This is a genomic window from Gynuella sunshinyii YC6258 (genome assembly GCF_000940805.1).
In the GTDB taxonomy this organism is placed as follows: domain Bacteria; phylum Pseudomonadota; class Gammaproteobacteria; order Pseudomonadales; family Natronospirillaceae; genus Gynuella; species Gynuella sunshinyii.
Map to the genome: position 1 here is coordinate 3028555 of NZ_CP007142.1, position 21799 is coordinate 3050353.

Here is a 21799-nt window from a genome sequence, read left to right on the forward strand (position 1 = left end):
GATGACCAATTTTCAGGTGTTGATAATCTTCCAGGAGACGGATCCCGGTTCAAACAAGGTGTAAGTGAATATGAAAGATCGTTAGAGATCAAAGCCGCATTTTGGTTTAAATGATGATTCCAGAAATTGAACACTGGACACTGCTGATTTTTAAAGCCCGGCCCATTGAAAAAAGGAATAGTTAATGCCCTCGGATAGTTTAATGACATCTTTGCGCGTTTTGGTTGTGGACGATGATCCGCTATTGTTGGAGATGATGATTGATATCCTGAATGACTTAAAGGTTAATAAAGTAACAACCTGTGAGGGTGGCGCAACGGCATTGGCCAGAATAGATTCCGGTGAAAGATATGAAGTATTGCTACTGGATCTGAATATGCCTGGCATGGATGGTATTGAAGTGTTAAGGAATCTGTCCCAGCGTCAATACGGCGGTGCGCTGGTTTTGTTGAGTGGAGAGGATTCCCGCATCCTGAATACTGCTCAGCGGCTCGCTCATGCTCAGAATCTTCGGGTATTGGGATCTCTGGCCAAACCGGTGACTGCAGAGCAATTGCATCAAAAACTGTTAACACTGCAACCAGCCAGTGGAGGACCGTCCAAACAGCCGATAGAACAGGTTCCCCTGCATGAGCTGCTGACTTTGGGCATCGGTGCGCGGCAGATCACTCCGTATTATCAGCCTCAGGTGCGTATCACTGATGGTCGCGTTTCTGCGGTTGAGGTATTGGCTCGCTGGCATCACCCGAAACGGGGGTGGTTGATGCCGGCCAGTTTTATCGGACTGGCAGAAGAGCAGGGACTGATCGATGAGTTATCCTGGGTCGTATTTGATAAAGCGATCAGCCAGTTGGGGAAATGGCTGCAGAATGGGTACGACATTGCCATGGGATTAAACCTTTCCAGTGAAAGCCTGACCGTTGTCAATTTGCCGGAACGTATTGACAATCTGGTGCGTAAAAATAATGTGCCACCCAATCACATTACCCTGGAAATTACTGAAACACGATTAATGCAGAATCTTACTTATTCTCTGGATGTACTGACCCGATTACGACTGAAGGGTTTTGGTCTCAGTATTGATGACTTTGGCACCGGTTATTCCACGATGGTTCAGCTGCACAAAATTCCTTTTACCGAACTGAAAATCGATCGGGCGTTTGTTCACAGTGCCTCAGATGATTCCACTGCCAGCGCGATTCTGGAATCCAGCGCGGAACTGGGCCGGAAGCTGAATATGACGATAGTGGCAGAAGGTGTGGAGGATCAGAGTGACTGGAATAAATCGGCCAACGCCGGCTGTGATCTGGTTCAGGGATATTTTATTGCCAAGCCTATGTCTGCTGACCAGTTTGATATATGGGTACGGCAACGACAGGTCGCTGGCGGTCATAAGTAGAAAATTATCAGCCTGCCGGTGCGGTTATTCACCCGACAGAGAAGGGTGAAAAAATAATAGAAAAGATAGCGTGATGCGGGGATGCGCCGAGGTGTCGGACCACACCACTGGCCATAGCCAATGCGGGTTAATAGGTAACAGGGAATGGTTGGATGAATACTCCAATAGCGATGATAACAGGAGGCAGGATCGTATGCGGCAGTCGCAAAAAGACGGCAAGTGTTCTGGCCCTGTCCAGGGGGCAGACGATCAGGAGCAAAATGCTGACAGGCCTTTACAAGATAAAAAAGTGTTGTTGGTAGAGGATGATGATTTAAACCAGGACCTGGTACTTGAAATACTCGAACAGCTCGGTGCCCGGGTTACTGTTTGCTGGAATGGTGCCGAAGCGTTGACGTCATTGCAGCAGGCATCATTCGATTGTGTATTGATGGATTGCAACATGCCGGTCATGGACGGTTATGATGCTACCCGGAAACTACGAAAAATAGCCGGTCTGGAAACTCTGCCGGTGATTGCCCTAACCGCAGGGGATAGCCAGCACGAACGACAACAGGCGCTGGATGCCGGTATGGATGAATTTCTTACCAAGCCATTCAAGCCGCCGGAGTTGAAGATATTGCTGTGCCGTATACTGCTGTAATACATAGGCTGTTGGGGGTCATCTGGCAGCTTTGGTGGATTGACCTTTACAGGTTGGCGATGCCGGCTACAGGAATCTGGTCGGGACTGAAATCATGAATGTTATCCGGTGGTACTGCCACCACGAGGGAGCGGGTATGTTCGTATACTTAAGGGCTTCGGTCCTGTCACTGTTTTTAGTTCGATACTGGATAGTAGTGATATCCGTGGTGTCATTATTACCCTCATGTGACGACCGGAATCCACCTGCTGACGCGAGTGTTTATACAACTGTGCAGCTTTACAGTGCGTTACCTGAAGTACAGATTCAGGCAATCGTGGCACAGTTTGAAAACTATTATCCAAACATCAAAATTCATCTGTATCAGTCCGGTACTGAAGGGATTCTGCAACGGATCAGGGAGGATAAGGAACATGGTGGTTCCGAAGCTGATGTCTTGTGGCTGGCAGATTTCAGCAGTGCCGAAGAACTCAAAGCAGAACAGTTTCTGAAACCTTATAAATCTCAATATCTCGATCATATTTATCCGTTGTTTGTCGAGCCTGAGTATTATTATACCGGTGGTCAGGTACTCAATATGGTGGTGGTCTACAACAAGGAAAAAATACGCATCAAGCCAGTTAATTATATGTCACTGACAGATCCGGCTCTTTATGGCTGCGTGGCGATTGTCAACCCGGAAGTATCCGGAGCTGCCAAATACACCCTCACCAGTCTGATGAATGATCCTGGTTATGGTGTTAAGTATTTTGATGAATTGACTGCTAACGGACTATTGATGGTACAGAGTAACAGTCAGTTGTCTAAGATGATTGCCGATGGTGATATCGTTGCCGGTATTTCCATCGATACCACAGTGCGTAGTCTGTTGGAACACTCGGATGGATTACCGATAGATTATGTTTATCCAATGGATGGGACCATCATTATTGCAGCGCCTCTTGCCTTGACGAGAAGCTGTCATGAATGCGAAGCGGCGCAGGTTTTTATCGATTGGTTGCTGTCCCACTCCGGCCAGGCTTTTATGAGCAGGGAACTTGGCACTATGTCTGTGCGGGACGATGTCCCGTTACCTGGAGGGGTGCCGACACTGGATCGATTGCATTTTTTTCCATCTGAACCCAGGCAGGTGCTGGAAAATTCCTCCAGCGTGGTGGAAAACATCGCCAAGCGCGAATTACCTGAACATGCGCCGGGTAAGAAATGTGATTAACGGTGGGTATGGCTGCCTATGGATGATTTTCCAATAATTCAGTTACGCTGGCTGCGGTACCTGTCAGGTATTTTGCTGATTCTGATCAGTAGCGTCGTTTATGCAGAACAGCTAAGTGCAGATGAGACACTCATCCTTCAGGCCATTAATGAATTCCAGCAGGATCTCACTGATGCCGAGCGTTATTGGTTGAGTGAGCACCGGAATATCCGAGTTGCGGTCAATCCGGATTACCCGCCGTTCTCAAGCCGTTTACCAGATGATAGCTATGTTGGTCTTGGTCCAGATTATCTGCGTGTTTTTGGACGTATGCTGGGAGTGAAATGGGTTAACGTACCAGCAGCGGATTGGACGGAAATTGTCGAGATTGGCGTACGGCAGGATGTTGATGTAATCGTGACATCTTCCGACTCGCAGGAGTACGACTCGTTTTTCCGTTTGACGGAAACCTTCTTGCCGGTGACCGTTGTCATTGTGACACGCCGGGATAATACCTCCCTGCAGACTCCCGGAGATTTACACGGCAGGGTTGTGGCACTCATACCAAATTACGCAGCCAGTGCTGCGCTGGTGCGGGATTACCCTGATATTAAAGGTGTCTTCGTGCGTTCGCCGTTGGAATGTCTGCAGGCGGTTGAATCCGGTCGCGCGGAAGCCTGTGTGGAGTCGATAGAGGTCAGCAGCCATTTGATGCGCATGCATCAGTTGAACGGATTGAAATTCGCGGCGGTGTTTTCGGGTGATCTTGCCCCTCAGGGGTTTGCCATACGCAATGACTGGCCGCAGCTGGTTGCACTGATTGACAAAGCCCTGCAGATATTGCCTGAAGAGTTGAAAAATCGTTGGTACGAACGACAGGTACAGGTCGACTACAAACCGCAGGTCAGTCGATCCGCAGCCATTGAGTTTCGCCTGACGGCGCAGGAACGGTCGTGGCTGAATCAACACAATGAATTTCGAGTGGCGTTCCGGCCGGCAAATTACCCGGTTGAGTTCACCGATGACCATGGCCGTTATACCGGTATTTCGGCAGATTACATGAAACGTGTAGAGGAGCTGTTGGGAGTGCGCCTGACGGCTGTTCCACTGAATGTACCGCAATCAGTGAGTACGCAGCTGAGTCGTGGCCGGTTTGATATGACCACCGCCGTTGATCCAAAATCCTGGGATGGACAGGGATTGTTATATACCAAGCCCTATCTCATGCTACCGATGGTGATTATCACACGGGAAGGCAGTTCCTATATCAGTAATATGTCGCTGTTGAATAATCTTCCGGTCAGCACCGTCGCTGATGACATTGCCACGCAACTGATTCGTGAAAATCATCCCAGTTATATCCTGCGCCCGACCAAAGATGTGCAATCCGGGTTGAACATGGTCCTCAATGGCAGCGCCGAGGCCTTTATCGGTAATCTGACCGCGATCAGTTACATCATGAGTCGCGAAGGGTTGACCGGTCTCAAGGTAGCCGGGGGGACGCCTTATAATTATGAACTGGCCGTAGGAGTGGTTGGAAATCAACCCATACTGACCAGCATTCTCGATAAAACTCTGGATGTCATCAGCGAGAATGAGCGTAACGAAATCTATCGCAAATGGTTTTCTGTCACGCTGGAAAAAAGGATTGATTACACGCAATGGATCCGATCGATAGTCATTGCCGGGTTAGCCATTCTATTGTTCTTTTTCTGGAGTCTGAGTTTGCGCCGGCAGGTTAGCCGGCGTACTCATGAATTGGAAGTCAGTCAGGCCAAACTGAACCGGGCACAGGAGCTGGCTCATATCGGCAGTTGGAGTATCAGCGATGTTACCACTGGCCAGCTGCAATGGTCTGCTGAGACTTACCGGATCTTTGGTGTTGCTGTCGATACACCGATTACCTATTCCAATTTCATGGAGTTTGTCCATCCCGCAGACAGAGAGATGATGAACCGTGCCTGGAAGCAGGCGCTCAGAGGCGATAACTACGATATCGAACATCGCATCGTGGTGAATCAACAGGTTAAGTGGGTTGAGGAAAAGGCCGAACTGGAACTGGCGGAGGACGGCAGTCTGAAGCAGTGTATCGGTACGGTTCAAGACATCACCGAGCGGAAATTATCCAGCCAGGAACTGATTAAAACCACCCGGGCGTTGCGGGTGATTTCGTCAGTCAACGAGGCCATGGTCAGGGCAATTAGTGAAGACCGGTTGTTGCAGGATGCCTGTTATCTGGTCGTTCATTTCGGTGGCTACGTGCGGGCATGGATCGGATTTGCCGAATATGACGAGCATTGTTCGATCAAACCTGTCAGTTACGCCGGTTGTAACAGCAACAGTTTGAGCGGATTCCACTGGCACTGGTCTGAGAGCATGCAAAACCGGGGGCTGGCCGGTGATGCTATCGTCGGTCATCAATTTCAAATTATCCAGAATGTGTACACCGATGATCGTTATCAGGTCTGGCGAGCAGATGCCCGTGAATATGGATATCGTTCGGTGGCTGCGCTGCCCATTGATGTTGGTGAGGCATTGCCGGCAGTACTGGTGATATACGCAGAGGCTGTTAACGTATTTGACGATGATGAGCTTGCCATGTTGAGGGATCTGGTGGCGGATATTGGCTATGGTATTCAGGCGATACGAGCGCAGCAGGAGCGCAAGCGGGTAACAGCAGAGCTGATGAAATCCCGTGATATGCTCGAAATCCGGGTAGAGGAAAGAACCCGGGAGCTGGAAGAGGCGCGGATTCAGGCGGTCGAAGCCAACCACGCCAAATCAGAGTTCCTGGCCATGATGAGTCATGAAATCCGTACCCCAATCAATGGCATTATGGGAATGGCCGAACTGGCGCTCAATACCGAACTGAACGCCGATTCCCGGGGATATATTGAGAAGGCTTTTACATCGGCTCATTCGCTGCTCGGTATCATCAATGACGTACTGGACTTTTCCAAAATCGAGGCCGGACATCTGGAACTCGAACTGATGGATTTCGACCTCAACGATGTATTGGAACGTATTACCAATGTGGTGGGGTTGAGAGCTCAGGATAAAGGATTGGAGTTTGTATTTGATATCGGTTCTGATGTTCCAATGGGACTGGTGGGGGATCCCACCCGGCTGGGGCAGGTGTTGATCAACCTCGGTGGCAATGCCGTTAAATTTACCGAACGCGGCGAGATTGTCATTCGAATTCAGCAGCAAGAGCGCACGGCAGATCGGGTCACGCTGCGTTTTGATGTTAAGGATACCGGTATCGGAATTGCCGAAGAAAAACAGCGTAACCTGTTTGATATGTTTACCCAGGCGGATAATTCGGTGAATCGTCAGTACGGTGGTACGGGGCTGGGGTTGTCTATCTCCAAACGTCTGGTGGAAGCCATGGGAGGGGAGCTGAAGGTCAACAGCCGGCTGGGGAGCGGCAGTACATTCTACTTCTCCATACAGTTGGGATATGGTCAGGACTCTTTTATGTCTGGTCGGACCATGGCGAGTGCTGAGCGGGAAAAACACCGGATATTGATTGTCGACGATAACGTGTTATCGGTGGATATTCTGTCTGAAATGGTTGCCGGGCTTGGATTTCGCGTCACTGGCTGCACTGCCGCCAATGAAGCGATCAGCGAACTGGAGCGGGCTGAGAAGGAGGGTGATCCCTACAGTCTGGTGCTGCTCGACTGGATCATGCCGGATATGGATGGAGTTACACTGGCAAAAGCGGTCAGGGAACATCAGCAATTGCAGAATCCTCCAGTGGTGGTCATGGTGACCGCTTACGACCTGGGCGAACTATCACGACAGGCCAGAGAACGGGAAATTGAGCTGCACAACATGTTGGTCAAGCCTGTCACACCGTCTGCGCTGCTCGATAGCCTGGTTGCGGCGCTGGGTGACGGCGTGGCGTTGACTGTACCGGCCAACTCATTGATACCTGCCAGTGATGAGGCGATGAAAACGCTATTGTCCGGGCATCGGGTGCTGCTGGTGGAAGACAATGAAATCAACCAGGATATGGCTATGGATGCTCTGCGGCAGGCCGGAACGTCTGTTGCTCTGGCAGAAAATGGCCAGCAGGCCATTGACCGACTGGAGACAGAAGATTTCGATATCGTATTGATGGATGTGCATATGCCGGTGATGGATGGTATGACCGCCACGAAAATTCTGCGTGCCAATCCCAAATACAGCGATCTGCCAATCATTGCACTGACAGCCAATGCTCTGGCGGGTGATCGAGAGCGTTTCCTGAGCGTTGGTATGAATGACTACCTGAGTAAGCCGGTGCGCATACAGGAATTGTTACGCACGGTTGCCAAGTGGCTGGCACGGTTAAACCAGACTGACCAGAGTCCGTCAGAAGACCAAAATGTTACCAAGATAACCAGCCATGATGCGGACACATCTGCCAGGTATGAAGGGTTGAACGTTGCAGAGGGTCTTGAATACTGTAATCACAACATGGGCTTATATCGTCGTTCGCTGCAAAAATATTTGAAGTACACCGATTTCGTCGATCAGTTCAATCGTCTGATGGCTGATGGGGATATGGATGTAGCGGGTCGTCAGGCCCATACCCTTAAAGGCAGTTCCGGGGCGATTGGGGCACAGCAGATTCAGCAGCTCAGTAAAGAATTACAGCTGGCCTGCGAGTCTTCAGATATCCATCGGATAGACGGGATTCTGCCAGAGCTGGCGGATGCACTGAATATCACCTGCGGGTCTATCGGGCAATTTCTGGAAGGAGAATAAGCTATGGTGGCATCTTCAGCCGTGAATCTGCAATCAGCCATACAGTATTTGGGCAGTGACATAAATCGGATAAAACGTTATCTGGATAAATTTATTGCCCGGGCGGAGGGTGCCGGTCAGGACATCTGCCGTGCTGTTGAGAATGGCCATTGGGAGCAGGTGGTAGTGATCAGTCATCAGTTCAAGGCGACTGCAAGGATGGTGGGGGCCGAACAATTGTCAGTACTGTACTTCGAGCTTGAGCAGGCAGCCAGGCAACAACAGCTCCAGCAACTGACGGCCCTGAGTGCACAGTTGTCCGGTGCCCTTGATCAGGTCAAGGATTTTTCCGGACAAATGAGTGGATAGTCTTCCGTTCCGGTTATTGACAGACAGTTCAGGGTCATGCGTCAGTTGTGTATGACGTTGAAAGGTCAAATTATTGATATCGCTACCCCCTCCAATGAACGCGTGGTTATTACCGGCTCTGAAGCTGCGTGATATCCGTGTCCGCTTGTTCATCTTCAGGTATTTTCCTGTGTCTGTAGACTCGTTCCCGCAGTGCGCGACCTGTCGGGCCGTATTGTAGTCCGATATTTAAAGGTTAGTGTGTTGATTTTATGGTCGCTGGGTATAAGCTTGCGCGACCTATCCCGGATAAGTTCTGGCTGATAACCGCACTTTATTTATTGACTTGGTATCTATTAACCTTGTATGTGAGTCACCTGAGAAGTATGGCAACCGATAACAGACCAGTTGTGCGGAAGCCGGGGGAAGCGAATTGACAAGATTTCCAGGGCAATGAGCGCGTAGAGCTATAATTGTCTGACCGGTCATGGGTCACAGGAACATTAATGAGAAAAGGAGATACCCCAATGATTGAATATACTCTCTACTATGCCACCAATCGTGGACATATTGGTCAGGATCGCTGGAGACCGGAAGGTTATGGTTGTGGTTTCAGCCGTGACGGTCACGACAATCTGCGATTCGGTAAAGTTATCGTGCCCGTTGATGAACAGGAATTACAACGCCACCTGTACAAGAAAATGTCAACCAATCCCACCCGTATTGGTGATGGTGAAAATTTGAACCGTTACCTCTGCAAGCAGGCTGAATCCGCAAGAATATATGCCATTGAAGATCTGACCACCATCTCTGATAAAAATATTCCCGAGCATAAAAATGCATCTGCAGAAATGTTTCGTGAAGTAAAACAGGTTATGGAGCAATCACACGATGTGCTGATCTTTATTCATGGGTTCAATGTCAGTTGGGCATCTGCGGTGGGTATGGCACTGGCGACTGAGATGATGCTGAATCGGGTTCCGGCAAAAACGGCACACCCGATACTCATGCCGCAACAGAAGGTCAGAGTGGTCCTGTTCAGCTGGCCATCAGATGGAAAAGTTATCCCGTGGCGTTCATACGGCAATGATCGTCAGGAGGCACAATTGTCTGGAGAAGCAGTCGGTCGGGCTATGTTGAAACTGCGTGACTTTCTGATCCGGTTGCGATTGGATGCCAAAAAGAAAGAAGAACGTCTGTGTTACCAGTCTCTGCATCTGTTGTGTCATTCCATGGGGAATTATGTCTTGCAGAATACCCTGGGAAAAATGACCGGATATATTACCAAAGGCAATTTACCACGTATTTTTGAGAACGTGTTTATGTGTGCACCGGATGTGGATGAGGATGTGTTGGAGTCGGGTAAACCGTTGTCCCGGTTGCCGGAAATCTGCCATAAAGTGTTTGTTTACTGCAACCGGCGCGACAAGGCGCTGACCATTTCTGATATCACCAAAGCCAATCCGGACCGCCTTGGTCACAATGGTCCTGCGCATCCACAGAATCTGCACCACAAAGTCAATGTAATTGATTGTTCTGATGCGGTTGGCAGATTTAAAAAACAGGATTTTGTCGAACACAATTACTTTCTGTGGGCAACTGCGATTGAGGATATTGCGCAGACCTTACATGATGTGTCGGATGATGCGGAAATCAGGCAGAGAAAGCGGAAAGCCGATAGTCTGAATATCTGGCAGCTGTTGTAATTTACCCGGTGAGGATGAACCGGAATTGTTCCGGTTCAGAGACAGCTGTTTGATTTATCGCGTGCAACAGCCTGATGGAATTAAAAAAAAGCCCTCTGAGAAAGAGGGCATAGGCGCTCAATAGCTTACTGCTTTTTTAACTCTTCATTACCCTTGGCAACATCAGATGCCATGCGGGCAAATGTTTCATCCAGTGTCATCTCACCAACGATCAGCTGACTCATGCGCTGGACGATGGTGTCATAAACGACGTTGGCCCCTTTTGCTTTATAGAAAGCGCGGATCTCGGGTGTCACATTTGCGGCATTGTTGGCGAATACGGTCATCGCTTTCTTGGCGTTTTCATCATCCAGCTGATAGTTGATGTTTTTAACATTGGCACCAGGGATGATGATATATTTTTCAGCAATTTCCCGTTGTACCGGTTCTGATCCCAGGAACTCAATCAGCTTGGCCACTGCCTCAGGATGCTTGGTACGGTTGAAGCCGGCGATATAGGTGGTTCCAGGCATTGGAATACAACCACCAGGGCCGCAGGGGGCATCCAGAACCGTCCAGTTAAACGCATCTTTAATCTTGTTTTGGAACGGATTCACCATCCAGTTTCCGGCAAAGTAAGTCACGACATTGGCATTAATGAACTCATCACCCATGTTTTTGTAGCGGTTACCACCGGCGGCTCCCCACATTTCTTTTGGAAACGCACCTGTCTGAGTCCAGTGGTAGAGATCTTTGATGTAGGTTTTGGCCGCTTCGTCAGGAAATACGAACGAACCATCGGCTGCCAGATAGCGGGCACCGTAAGAATACGCAGGACCAGAGAAGCGGTGACCGGAACGATCCATAGTGAACGGAATATCAACACCGGTGGCCTCGGCAACTTTCACGGATGCATCGATGATTTCCGCCAGGGTGGAACCTTGTTTAGGAATCGGAATGCCGGCCTGCTCAAATAATGTAACGTTTACGAACGGCAGGTTGAGGGTCTGTGATGCCACGTAACCGCCAATCATGTTGGGATGATCACCGTCACGCAGAAACTCAAGAGAACCGCCATGCAGTGCTGCATAACCATCGGGGTCTTTCATATAAGGACGAAGGTCCAGAACATATTTGACCAGTGAGCTGTCGGCGAATTTTGCCAGGTCAGGCCCTTCTCCAACAGATAACTGCAGAGCCAGCTGCTCTCTGGACTGAGTGTAGCTGGTGGTGACGAACTCAACCGTAATATCCGGGTTTTTCTTTTCAAACTCGTCCACCAGTTCGCTGATCCGCTTAATGTAGTTTGGATCGTCGTCTGTGAACCAGAAAGTGATGTTCTCCTGAGCTAAAACAGCGGAGCTGGCGAACACCGTCGACGCCAGTGCAATAGAGCTGAAGATTGAGCTAAAACGCATCATTTTTTTACTCCGTATTTTTCTTATTTAGAAAGAGTGATGAAAATTTTTTCGTTTTTTCACTATGAGCTTTTTTCTTGATCGTGTCTTAATTATATGGCTATACTGCTGAAAAATGTCAAATAAAAAATAAAAATTTTATGACACTTTATTATACATTCCGCAGGATAATGAAATTTTTTTCATTTGCTAGTACAGGTGTGAATCCGTTATGACAAACCGTAGAACCTATTGGTCCATTGACAAGGGTGAATCGTTAAATCGCTGGGGGCTGGCTGCCGCGCATGAACAGTATTTCCCGGGGGCCGCAAGACCCATGCCGGACGCTGTCGATTATCGTTTTATAAATGGTTGGGTCGATACCGGAGACCTGCCTTGTCGTGAGGCGCTGCGCGAACTGCTTGGCCGTCGGGAAATTGCGGTTCCGGATGGTTTGGTATTCCCGGAAGTATACCTGGGAGGGGATGATCCCAGAGTGGATTTCTCCACATTCCGATTTCGCCCGACGCTGGTCACCCGTTGGCTGCGTTGCAGTCTGTTCAGTGATGAGGCTCAAACTATCACGTTTACAGTGGAAACCTGCGGCGGGGTACACATCTGGCTGAATGGCACCAAAGTGTTGCAACTGGATCATTATCAGCGCAACGAGTCCACGGTTCAGCCGGTCAGCTTCGATGTCTGTGCAGGTGACAACGATATTCTGGTATTCCTGGAGGACCTGCACGAACGTGATACCAGTTGTTATTTGCTGATGACGCTGGTGAAAGGTTCTAACCTGAAAGCCGGGATTGAACTGGATCTCGACGAACAATACGCCAAGGAAATCGAGCGTACTCTGGATGGTCTTAGAACCGACAAGGTTTTCTATCACGAAGAAATGGTTCGTATCGTCGCCGATTACTTACCCCAGGTACCGGTCAAGGTTCGCCTGGATACCGGTAGTCATCCATCTGAAACGGTGACCATGAATGTCCTGTTAGATGGTATGAAGATGGACCGCGACATTGCGTTTACCGTCGATCAGCAGTTTTCGGTGGCCGATCTGTTTGATAGTACCGGGCTGAAAGCCGGTTGTGTATCGCTCAGGTTTATTGTTGAAGTCGACAAGACCTGTTTCAGCCGGACCCTCGGCACCACTTTATTATCACCACCACAATCCATGCATATGCCCGAGCTGGCCCAGCGTAAGCTGGCAGCGTTGCAGCATATGCTGGTGACCGGCAAGGATGAACCCGCACGAGCACTGGCGGCACTGGCTCAGAACAAGAACCTGGAGCTGGCGGAGCGGATCATCCAAAAAGCTCTGGTACCCGTTCATGAGCGTCACGATTGTGCCGACTTCTGGATTTTACCGTTGATATGGATGTATCGGAGTTATGCCGGCACATTACTGGCCGATGACGTGTGGGAACAGATTCGCGAAGCCATATTGGGGTTCCGTTACTGGTTGGATGAACCCGGTGATGACGTGATGTGGTTCTGGAGCGAAAACCATGTGTTGTGTTTTCACGTTGCGCAATATCTGGCCGGCAGTCTGTTCCCTGATGAAAAGTTTTCAAACAGTGGAAAAACCGGTCGGGAACATAAAGAGCAGGCTTTTTTGAGACTTCAGCGCTGGTTTGATTCAGTGGATTCCCATGGTCTGGCGGAATGGAATTCAGCAGCTTATTACCCGATCGATTTTCTCGGGCTGTTTACGCTGATGGTGAACGCCGACGACGCGGAAATGTCGCAACGAGCCCGTGGTCTGATCGACCAGATTTTTATCATGGTTGCTTTGCATACCATTAACGGTGTATGTGCCGGTTCACAGGGCCGAGTCTATGAAAAAGAATTGTTGGCAGGCCCTGTCACCGAGCTGGGCTCTATTGCTGCGGTCGCGTTTGGCGGTGACTGGTATCCAGGCTATGACCGGGTCAGTGCACTATTGGCGCTGAGTGATTATGAGCCTCCAAAGGCCGCATGCGAATTGTTACAGGTACAGCAGGGTCAGCATATTTATGCCAAATACACCCAGGGGCTTGATCACAATGCCAAAGTAACATTGTGGAAGTCACCTTCTGTACAGCTGTCCACCGTGTCGGATTATAAAACCGGCATTAAAGGCCATCAGCAACACTTTCTTGATGTACAAACCAATGCCCATGCCATGGCCCGTTTCTGGATCAACCATCCCGGTGACATGAAAGTCTGGGGAGGCAGTCGTCCGTCTTATTGGGCCGGTAATGCGGTTCATCCGCGAGTGGCACAGTATAAAAATATGGGCTTTATGATTTTTGATCACCGGGCCTTTCCTGAGGTCATCAACTTTACTCATATCTTTGCGCCAAAACTGGTGTGCGATGAGTTTGTTGTTGAACACAACTGGTTGTTTGCCCGTACCGGGTCCGCACTGATCGGCATTTTCGCGTCCTCTGAACTGCAGCCTCTCGAACACGGTTTATATGCCGGATACGAATGGCGGGTTCATGGCCCGCAATCGGCCTGGGTCGTGATGGTTGCGGAGATGGATGAGTATGAATCATTGGCAGACTTTCAGCAGGCCTGTCGTAGTCGTGGTGCCACCTTTGATGCACAAGCCAATACGGTATCGATTCAACATGATGATGGCGCAATACAGCTGAGCTACCAGCAAGGGTTGACACTGAACGGTGAATTGCAGGCATTTGCGCCACTCACGGTAGTGCCCAATGTGGCGTTGAATGATGGGGAGCTGAAACCCTGGACCCACATGAACTATTAACCCGGCACGTATACATGTCGGGTTAATAGTGTGATGCAGGGATGCCGGACCACACCATTGGCCACAGCCAATGCGAGCCCCGAGAAATCAAGCGGTCCGTCGATTCGGTGTTTCGCGCAACGCCGCCAGATTTCTCGGGGCGACAATTATAAAGAGATCAGGACGATCTATTTAATTGCCAGGTTAATAAGGGAACCACGGGGTTTCCGGACAGCCGTCCGGGCTTCTTCCTGACGGCTGCTGCACGAATAATCATCGTTGCTGCCAAACGCAGAACGATATGAAAAATCTGTTAATTGGAGTTAGTAATGAATCATGATCAGCTAAGCGATGCACTGTCATTGTTGTCCGGGGGATTTCGGTCCCTCAAGGGCATTGGCGATGTCGAAGCATCCAGTTCCGACGAAATTCTGTTTGATGAATGGGATTGGGAAGTCGGTGTTGGTTTGTATGGTGACTTTCGTGATGCCGAGCGACGAAATGATCGCGCTGCACTGGAACGGATTGCCCGCTGGTATGACCGTCAGATTGAGCGTGGACTACCGCGTCGACAGGTAAACTCCACTGCTCCGATGCTGGCACTGACGCTGTTATCCGAGCATTTTGATCGCCCTGACTGGAACGCCATTATTCAGGACTGGGCCGACTGGATTTATCGGGAAATGCCCAAAACGGAAGAGGGTGGCTATCAGCACCTGGTTAAGGAACGCAATAACGATGGCGAGCTGTGGGACGATACACTGTTTATGGCAGCATTATTCATGGCCGCTGCCGGCCGGGTGTGCAATAAGCCGGAATGGCAGCAGGATGCTCAATATCAGTACCTGTGTCATATCCGCTTCCTTGGCGATGTCTCCTCCGGACTGTTTTATCACGGCTGGACGTTCTTAGGCCGTCACAACTTTGCTGATGCCTTATGGGGGCGCGGGAACTGCTGGCTGACCATCTCAATACCGGAACTGTACCGTATTATAAAACCGGAAGACGTGACCGCACGGTACCTGAAAAATGTTTTTAAGACGCAGGTACAGGCGCTGAAGCAGGTACAGCGTGATGACGGTATGTTCCATACGTTGCTGATTGATGAAACTTCACCCATTGAAGCTTCCGCGACTGCAGGTATTGGTTATGGCCTGTTGGCGGGGTGCCGAGAGGGCTTGATCGAAATGGATGAATACCGGCCGATGATTGACCGTTGTTTGTCCGCCATCATTTCCCGTATTAACGAAAACGGTATTCTTGAAGAAGTATCAGATGGCACTGCCATGGGGCATAGTTTAGAGTTCTATAAACAAATAGGTAATGTTCCAACCCCTTATGGTCAGGCACTGGCATCATTGTTTTTGTCTGAGTACCGGGCGATGAATTTATAGATGAGTTTATAACAGCGGGGCGTTTCCCAGCCGAATAAGTATAAGAATAGGAGTGTTTTCAGAGTGGCAGCTATAACTTTAAAAAACGTATATAAGCAGTATGGCAGTACTGAAGTTATGCATGATGTCAATATTGATATTTCAGATGGCGAATTTGTTGCACTGGTCGGTCCATCCGGGTGCGGTAAATCCACTTTATTGAGACTGATATCCGGTTTGGAGGATGTCAGTTCAGGTGAAGTGGTTTTCGATGACAAAGTCGTCAACACACTGTCTCCGGCAGAGCGGGAAATCGCCATGGTGTTTCAGTCATATGCACTTTATCCACACATGTCGGTGTTAAAAAACCTGTCATTCGGGCTGGAAAACCTGCGTATGGATAAAGCGGAAATCAAAAGGCGGATAGATGTTGCCGCTAAGATGCTGGATCTTGAACCTTATCTTGAGCGCAAGCCAAAAGCACTTTCCGGTGGTCAGCGGCAGCGTGTTGCCATTGGTCGCGCAATTGTCCGCAACCCAAAAGTGTTTTTGTTCGACGAGCCGTTGTCGAATCTTGATGCCAAGCTACGCGTGCAGACTCGTTCAGAAATCACAAAACTGCATAAGAAACTACAGACAACCATGATCTATGTGACCCACGATCAGGTTGAAGCCATGACCATGGCGGAGAAAATTGTCGTTGTGAACGGTGGTCGGGTAGAGCAGATTGGTCGGCCGCTGGATTTGTTTGAGCGTCCTCAGAACCGGTTTGTCGCGGAATTCATCGGTTCACCAAAGATGAATATGTTTTCGGCCAGCGTCAAAACCATCGGTAAGGATTTTCTTGAGCTGACTTCAGCGGCGCTGGGTGATCTCACCGTTTCGGTTCAGGCGGGTGATGTGGTGGTTGGTGATACCGTAACCGTGGGTATCCGGCCATCTCATATTGAACTGGCGGAGCAGGGAGTGGCCCTGAAGATTTCCCAGCTCGAATGTATGGGTCATGAAACATTCGTATATGGTGAAGTTGCGGATGTGGATGAAGAAACGGTCGTACATATTCCGCATCATTTCGAAGCCGAGGCGGATTCAACGGTGTATCTCCATTTGCCTGAGCCGTTTTTGCATGTGTTTTCCGACAAGACCGATCAGGCACTGAAACGGGTGACGCCATGAAAGCATTGATTCATAAAGTTGCGGAGGGCCTTGATCGCCTCATGCGGATGATTGAGGCACCGACCCTGGTGTTACAGAAAAAAATCGGCATTCATCGTATGGGGTATGTGTTTCTGGCTCCTAATATGGTGCTGTTCAGCTTGTTTGTGTTTTTACCCGTGGGGCTGGCGATTGCTTATGCCTTTACCGGTGGTACCAATATGCTGATCTGGGATCGCCCTTATGTGGGACTGGAGAACTTCAGTCGGTTATTGAACTGCAAAAATTACATGGAGCCGGCGACCTGTGAATTCGATTTGTTTTGGACTGCCATTCACAATACCTGGTGGTATACCTTACTGAATTCCATCGGTACACTGCTGATGGCGTTGATCACGGCATTGGTGCTGAACCGTCTCGTGCGTGGTAAAGCATTTTTCCGGGCAGTATTTTTCTATCCGGTATTATTGTCGCCGGTTGTGGTCGGGCTGATCTGGAAATGGTTTCTTGCCCGTAATGGTCTGTTGAATGGGTTTATTGAGAACCTGGGCGGCGAGCGCATAATTTTTCTGTTGGAAGTGTTCTGGTCCCGCTTCTGGGTGGTGTATATCTCCATCTGGTTCCACATGGGTTTTTTCACGTTAATTATTCTTGCAGGTCTGCAGGCTATTCCGAGCGATATCTATGAGGCCGCTCAGGTTGATGGCACCAGTCGCTGGCGTCAGTTCTGGCGGCTCACCCTGCCATTGTTGATGCCAAATCTGCTGGTTGTGGCGGTATTGTTACTGATCCGTTCGGTTCAGGTTTTCGACGAAGCCTGGGTACTGACCGATGGCGGTGGTCCGGGCACGGCCAATACCTTTATCGTCCAGTTTATTTATCAGACGGCATTTAATTCAGAAGTGCGTCTTTATGGTCTGGCTTCTGCGGCTTCAGTGCTCATGGGGCTGGTTCTGTTGATACTGACATTGGCACAGGTATGGCTGGCGAAGAAATCGGAGTATTAGTCATAATGGTAACTGATAAAGATCTTAAGGGCGTACCGGAGGTGCTTTATGTTTAAATTTTTGTTCAGAACGAGACATCCCGGAAAAGTTGATATTGCCGATATTCTTTCCTGGGCCTGGTTGTTTTTTGGAACGACCATGGTTGCCATTCCAATTGCCTGGGCAATTTTGTCTTCATTTAAAACTGAAGCGGAAGTCAACAGTTTTCCTCCGAGCCTGGTGCCGAAAGCGGCGGAGACTATCGAGCTGGAAGGCCAATCCAAACCGCTGTCGGTGTGGGAATGGCATAAAGAGGGCGAAGAGAGCATGCGGGTTGCGTTGATACGTCGTATCGGCATAAAAGCAACTGTGGTGGATATAAAGAATCCGGAACAAACCTATCAGGTACCCATTTCCGAGATCACCCAGGTTAAAGGCGTACATTTTGAATGGAAGAACTACACCGATCCGTTAAAACAGTTTGATTTTGTTACCTATATCAAAAACACTGTATTTGTGACATTTGTTGCAACCATTTTGACGCTGGTGCTGAATTCCATGGCGGCGTTTGCGCTGTCAAAGTATCGTTTCCGCGGTAAAAACGCCATTTTCATGTTGATCCTGTCCACCTTGATGTTGCCGTTGTCGGTCATTATGGTTCCGGCGTTTATTGTCGTGGTTGGTCTGAATCTGGCTGATAATCTCTGGGGTGTTATTTTTGCAACAGTTGCTACGCCAACAGGTGTCTTCATGTTGCGACAGTATATGTTGACGATTCCGGACGATTTAATCGAAGCAGCACGCGTGGATGCTGCTTCGGAGTTTCGTATTTACTGGCGGGTGGTGTTACCTCTGTGTGCTCCGGCGATTGCCGTGCTGGCTATTTTTTCAGTCATCTGGCGCTGGAATGATTTCCTCTGGCCGCTGATTGTGTTATCCAGTCCGGAAAACTATACCCTGCAGATTGGCTTGAATACTTTCCAGGGTCAGTTCTCTGTGCAGTGGCATTATATTCTTGCCATGACGGTGATCGCATTATTGCCAGTAACAGTGGTATTTCTGCTTCTGCAAAAATATATTACGCAAGGCGTTGCCAGCAGTGGGGTTAAATAAGTCGTGAGCCTGAAAAAAATAGCTGAAAAGAGTGGTGTGGCCATCAGTACTGTCAGTCATGTATTGAATGGAACTGCCAAAATTTCCGAAGAAGTCCGTAACCGGGTACTAACTGTTGCTAAGGAAACCGGTTATCTCAGCAGTCGGTTACGCCGGGCCATGCCGCCGACGCTGAAAAAAATTGCCCTGGTGGTTGGTTCAGAACGTTTGCGCCACACCGACGTCAATTACGTATCCTGGACTATTCTGGAAAGCCTGAGAAAAGAGTGTACCAGCCGGAATATCGAAATCGAACCGGTCCTGATCGATGATTTCGCGGGGGACTATCAGCAGATAGCTGAGCGGGTACTTGGGTCGAAATGTGACGGTATTCTGGTGTACTTTGATGAAGACCGGAAACTGCTCGATGAGGTTTTTAAGACAGGATTGTCCTGTATTCTGCTCGCCGGTCAGGATCCAACCATGCATATCGGTTCGGTCGGGATTGGTGACCGTAATGGTGCCCGGCTCGGTATTGAGTATCTCAAAGATCTTGGGCATAAACACATTGGTATCATTACCTGGCCGGGACGTTATACCATTCGCCAGCGTCAGGATGGTTTTGATGAGGCGATTCGCGAAAATGCCGGTATAGGAATGTCAGGCGTAACGATCATGCTGGAAAGTTTTCGGCCTGAGTCAGCAGAGCAGGGTATGCTGGAGTGGATAGAGCAGAATCCAGATCTGCAAGGTATTACCGCCTTCTTTTGTATGGCAGATAACGTTGCGCTGGGCGCTCTGAAGGCTTTTCAACAGAAAGGTATCAGGGTGCCTGAGGATGTCTCAATTCTTGGCTTTGATGATATTCTGGCGGGACAGATGACTCAACCGCCGTTATCGACTATTCATACGCCATTACACCATATCGCCACATCCGCGCTGGACGAGCTGGAATTGCTGAGCCGAACCTCAGAGGAAGGTGCGCCGGCCAAAAGAGTGGAATTGGGTTGCCGGATTATTCCGAGACAATCCTGTCAGGCGATCATTGAATAACGGCAGTCGGATCATCTGATTTACTGAACCGCTGCAGAAGCACCCAGGGCCTTCCTGCCGGAGCACCTGAGCGGTTCACTGCCGTCGTTGGGAAATATGTCTGATGCTGTCCTTTCGTGTATTCCACAGTTACAAAAAACCTTTAATCATCGTCGTGTCCTGACCGGTTCCATTACTCTGGTTTGACTGGGTAATCCCATACTCATTGTTAACCCGGCATTTATGCAGATTGTCATGATCTGTTTGCATATCATTCCTAAAAAAATCTGCACGTTATATGAAACTTCTGATGGTCAGGCACCTGACCGCTGGTGGAGCATCGTCGCAGAGCGATTAATCGCCACAAATGACCACCGGAATAAAAATGCTGTCGGACTGGTTTTAATGGGTTAGTGATTACTATGTTAAATTTAAAGGCAATTGCCGCATTTCCAGAACAAAAATATAAAAGCCATCCTAATTAAGACATTTGGGATTCTTATGTTGAAAATTGTAAAAATACTTCAAAAGTAGGATGTATCGTCTCTGTCATATGGTTTCAGAAACGCCGAATATAGTTGTTGCTGTAATTGTCAAAATTGCCATTGTGCGATCAGTCCTGATGGAAAAATACATAATCAGTTGACGGTGAAGGTGTTTCGATGAGACAGGTAGTACTTATTCATATTCATACTGCACCAGAGAACCCCTGAAAAATGGTCTATTTTCGCGCTGGACGTTGTCAGCTCCGCTCTCCCATTTTCATTAACGCCAGTAAACCGTGGTGTTGTGAGCGGAGCTTCCTCGTCTGTATCAGAACTATTCCTGTTTTTCAGAGACCACCTGGAAATTCTCCGGTCAGGTCTTCTGGTCCGCTCGGTTGTTGGTGGTTGTGACAAGGAAATCAGCATGTGTATAACCCCTCATTCACAAGGAATACCTCATGAATATATTTCGCTCAGTTATGTCTGGTATAAGCGCATTGCTCCTTGCAGCGCTGGCCCAGGCATCCAGTGTCGGTAATATTTTTTTTGCCGATACAGAAATAGAAGATCCTACGCAGGGCATTACCGTTGAGTATCAGATTTTTGGTAGCTCGCCACTGGCACAGCAAGAGTTAAGTTTTTATCTGTCAGATGATGATGACGCTTATACCGGTATCGAATTAACGTCATTCCGGGTGAATTTCTCCTGTAATGGATTACCGGTGCCAAACTGTTATCCGCCTTCAGGTAAGCAAACCAAATTTATCGCCTATTCAAGCATGACTACTGACGCGCGCAGTTATCTGAATAGCGTGAAAAACCAGTGTTCGCCGGTTACCTTGTATCTGGTCGGCGGATTGGCGGCTTTCGAGCGTACCCTGAGCCTGAATACAGCTTCTGTGGGTACGGTAAAACTACCGGATTTCCTGTTTGAGTCCGGTACCCTCGAACCTACGGTAGCCAGTTATGATGAGACTTTGACCATTAAATATGGTCTGCGCAGTGTGTGCCCTTCTTCAACATTGCCCAGTGTGGGGGTTTTCCTGACTGATACCTCACTGCAGCCATTAATCTATTACGGAGCAGTACAGGCTCTTGGGCCTTATGGCAGTTCACATACCCTGTCGTTAAATATTGGTGCCCCGATTATAGGTGATTACGGGATTGCACTGGTGGCGGATATCTTTGAAACCGTCACAGAAAGTAATGAAGACAATAATATCGGGGTATTCAGTCTGACGCTGACGGCACCGAGCAGCAGTGCGACGATCAGTCACATCAACAGTCTGTTGAATGGCGGAGCCAATATCGACTTTATCGATAACACTCCGGAACTACACGTGATTCCAAACTTCAACAATACCTATATGCCGATTAACAAAGGCATGACGGTTTTAAATGCTAAAGATTGAAGATTCCTGATTCATCATTGATGAACCCCGGATGCCGGGGTTCTTTTTTATGCCAGTTTCTGGCTGACTGACACAAGCGTGTTCTGTTTCAATCATGATTGTTTTTTTCAGTGGTCATAAAAA

Annotated in this window: 14 protein-coding genes; 13 read left to right on the forward strand and 1 reads right to left on the reverse strand. The window is 49.0% G+C overall.

All coding sequences use genetic code 11. From position 1 onward, the window contains the following. The first annotated feature begins 202 nt into the window (after positions 1 to 202). The 6 genes from YC6258_RS13390 to YC6258_RS27320 all read left to right on the forward strand — a co-directional run bounded on the left by YC6258_RS13390 (position 203) and on the right by YC6258_RS27320 (position 10022). On the forward strand, positions 203 to 1399 hold the full coding sequence (locus tag YC6258_RS13390; protein ID WP_169748973.1) for an EAL domain-containing response regulator: 1197 nt from the start codon (positions 203 to 205) through the stop codon (positions 1397 to 1399). 193 nt (positions 1400 to 1592) lie between these two features. Then, a complete protein-coding gene (locus YC6258_RS13395; RefSeq protein ID WP_044617428.1) occupies positions 1593 to 2042 on the forward strand; it encodes a response regulator in 450 nt (149 codons plus the stop codon). Positions 2043 to 2178: 136 nt separating this feature from the next. After that, on the forward strand, positions 2179 to 3255 hold the full coding sequence (locus YC6258_RS13400) for an extracellular solute-binding protein (protein WP_169748974.1): 1077 nt from the start codon (positions 2179 to 2181) through the stop codon (positions 3253 to 3255). Between the two features lie 18 nt (positions 3256 to 3273). Beyond that, positions 3274 to 7989 (forward strand): response regulator, encoded by a 4716-nt coding sequence (locus tag YC6258_RS27315; RefSeq protein WP_052830272.1) that lies wholly within the window; start codon positions 3274 to 3276, stop codon positions 7987 to 7989. A 3-nt stretch (positions 7990 to 7992) separates the two neighbouring features. Continuing rightward, entirely contained in the window at positions 7993 to 8337 is a 345-nt protein-coding gene (locus YC6258_RS13410) for an Hpt domain-containing protein (RefSeq protein WP_044617430.1), read from the forward strand. 506 nt (positions 8338 to 8843) lie between these two features. Next, a complete protein-coding gene (locus tag YC6258_RS27320; RefSeq protein WP_052830273.1) occupies positions 8844 to 10022 on the forward strand; it encodes an alpha/beta hydrolase in 1179 nt (392 codons plus the stop codon). Between the two features lie 125 nt (positions 10023 to 10147). Here the strand turns inward: YC6258_RS27320 and YC6258_RS13420 are convergent, their stop codons facing one another. Further along, positions 10148 to 11422, reverse strand: coding sequence for an ABC transporter substrate-binding protein (locus YC6258_RS13420; protein WP_044617431.1), 1275 nt, complete (start codon positions 11420 to 11422; stop codon positions 10148 to 10150). Between the two features lie 208 nt (positions 11423 to 11630). On the opposite strand from YC6258_RS13420, the gene YC6258_RS13425 reads away from it, so the two are divergent. From YC6258_RS13425 to YC6258_RS13455, 7 genes are all read left to right on the forward strand, one after another. Further along, on the forward strand, positions 11631 to 14162 hold the full coding sequence (locus tag YC6258_RS13425) for a hypothetical protein (protein WP_044617432.1): 2532 nt from the start codon (positions 11631 to 11633) through the stop codon (positions 14160 to 14162). 308 nt (positions 14163 to 14470) lie between these two features. After that, positions 14471 to 15535 (forward strand): beta-galactosidase BglB, encoded by a 1065-nt coding sequence (gene bglB, locus YC6258_RS13430; RefSeq protein WP_044617433.1) that lies wholly within the window; start codon positions 14471 to 14473, stop codon positions 15533 to 15535. Between the two features lie 63 nt (positions 15536 to 15598). Continuing rightward, the gene (locus YC6258_RS13435) at positions 15599 to 16690 is read left to right on the forward strand and encodes an ABC transporter ATP-binding protein (RefSeq protein WP_044617434.1); all 1092 of its coding nucleotides are present in this window, start codon (positions 15599 to 15601) and stop codon (positions 16688 to 16690) included. Then, positions 16687 to 17676, forward strand: a complete 990-nt coding sequence (locus YC6258_RS13440; protein WP_044617435.1) for a carbohydrate ABC transporter permease — start codon at positions 16687 to 16689, stop codon at positions 17674 to 17676. Before YC6258_RS13435 ends, YC6258_RS13440 begins: the two co-directional genes overlap by 4 nt. A 48-nt stretch (positions 17677 to 17724) precedes the next feature. Beyond that, on the forward strand, positions 17725 to 18768 hold the full coding sequence (locus YC6258_RS13445; protein WP_044617436.1) for a carbohydrate ABC transporter permease: 1044 nt from the start codon (positions 17725 to 17727) through the stop codon (positions 18766 to 18768). A 3-nt stretch (positions 18769 to 18771) separates the two neighbouring features. Then, positions 18772 to 19800, forward strand: a complete 1029-nt coding sequence (locus YC6258_RS13450; protein ID WP_044617437.1) for a LacI family DNA-binding transcriptional regulator — start codon at positions 18772 to 18774, stop codon at positions 19798 to 19800. 922 nt (positions 19801 to 20722) lie between these two features. After that, entirely contained in the window at positions 20723 to 21676 is a 954-nt protein-coding gene (locus YC6258_RS13455) for a hypothetical protein (RefSeq protein ID WP_044617438.1), read from the forward strand. Positions 21677 to 21799 lie beyond the last annotated feature (123 nt).